Annotated in this window: 2 protein-coding genes; one reads left to right on the top strand and one right to left on the bottom strand. The window is 75.4% G+C overall.

The window, feature by feature from the left end:
* Positions 1–109 (bottom strand): hypothetical protein (locus tag AB0I76_RS30250; RefSeq protein ID WP_357042653.1); only part of this gene is annotated, 109 nt, incomplete at its 3' end.
* Positions 110–339: 230 nt separating this feature from the next.
* On the opposite strand from AB0I76_RS30250, the gene AB0I76_RS30255 reads away from it, so the two are divergent.
* Positions 340–1237, top strand: an 898-nt coding sequence (locus AB0I76_RS30255; RefSeq protein WP_357042650.1) for a serine/threonine-protein kinase, incomplete at its 3' end; no start/stop codon positions are given.

The following is a 1237-nucleotide window of genomic DNA, read 5'->3' on the forward strand; positions in this document are numbered from 1 at the left end:
TACGCACGTAGATCGGGGCGCCGTAGAGCTTGAGCGCCTCCTCGACGGTCTGCACCGCGCGGTCGACGCCCGCACAGTAGCCGCGGGGCTTCGGCCTCGCCGATCGCATCCAACCCGCACCGGTGCCCGCCACACCCCGCTGCTCCTGACGCCGTCCGGCGTCGCGTCTGCCCCGCGGAACGGCCGCCGTCTTCCACGGTCGGGACCGGCGGGGCGTGCGTCGGCGTTACGCCGGCCACTCCGGGCGCCGGCCGAAAGCGGGACCATCCACGGCTAAGAGCACCTAACCGGGCACGGCGGGTGGTGACTGCCGGCATCGACCAGGCAGACTGGGCGCCTATGTCGCCGTTCACGACCAGCCTTCGGCTGCACGACCGTTACGTCCTGCGCGAGCGCATCGGCCGCGGCGGGATGTCCGAGGTGTGGCGCGCCGACGACGAGGTCCTGCACCGGCCCGTCGCGGTGAAGGCCCTCGCCGGGGAACTCGCCACCGACCCGCAGCTGCGGGCCACCATCCAGCGGGAGGCCCGCGCCGCCGCACGGCTGAGCCACCCGCACGTCACCCAGGTGTACGACTACGGCGAGGCGACCCTCGCCGGCGGTGTCGTCGTGCCGTACCTGGTGATGGAACTGGTCGAGGGGCGTAACCTCGCCGACCGGCTCGCCAGCGGCCCGCTGCCCTGGCCGGAGGCCGTCCGGATGGCCGGACAGGTCGCCGCCGCGCTCGCCGCCGCCCACCGCATCGGCGTCGTGCACCGCGACATCAAGCCGGGCAACGTGATGCTGACCGACACCGGTGCGAAGGTGCTCGACTTCGGCATCGCCGCGCTCGCCGGGCCGCACCACCCGCTCGCCGGCCAGACCGGCGAGTTGCTGATGGGTACGCCCGCGTACTTCGCGCCGGAGCGGATGCGTCCCGGGCCCCCCGATCCGGCCAGCGACGTCTACGCCCTGGGCGCGCTTCTCTACCGCACCCTCACCGGCCGCGCCCCCCGGCCGGTGCAGACCTGGGAGGACGCCCTCGAGGTGCACACCCGGCGGACGCCGGTGCCGCCACGCTCACCAGCACCGACCCGACCGCCGACCCGAGCACCAGGACGGTCAGCAGCGAGCCCGCGTACACCCGGTCGAGCACCACGCCGGCCAGGCCGACCAGCGCGACCAGCGCGACCGGCAGCGGCGCCGCCGCCAGGACCCGGCCGGCCCGCGCCGCCGGACGCGGCCGGGCGTCGTCCGG

It is taken from the genome of Micromonospora sp. NPDC049799 (assembly GCF_040656655.1).
In the GTDB taxonomy this organism is placed as follows: Bacteria; Actinomycetota; Actinomycetes; order Mycobacteriales; family Micromonosporaceae; genus Micromonospora.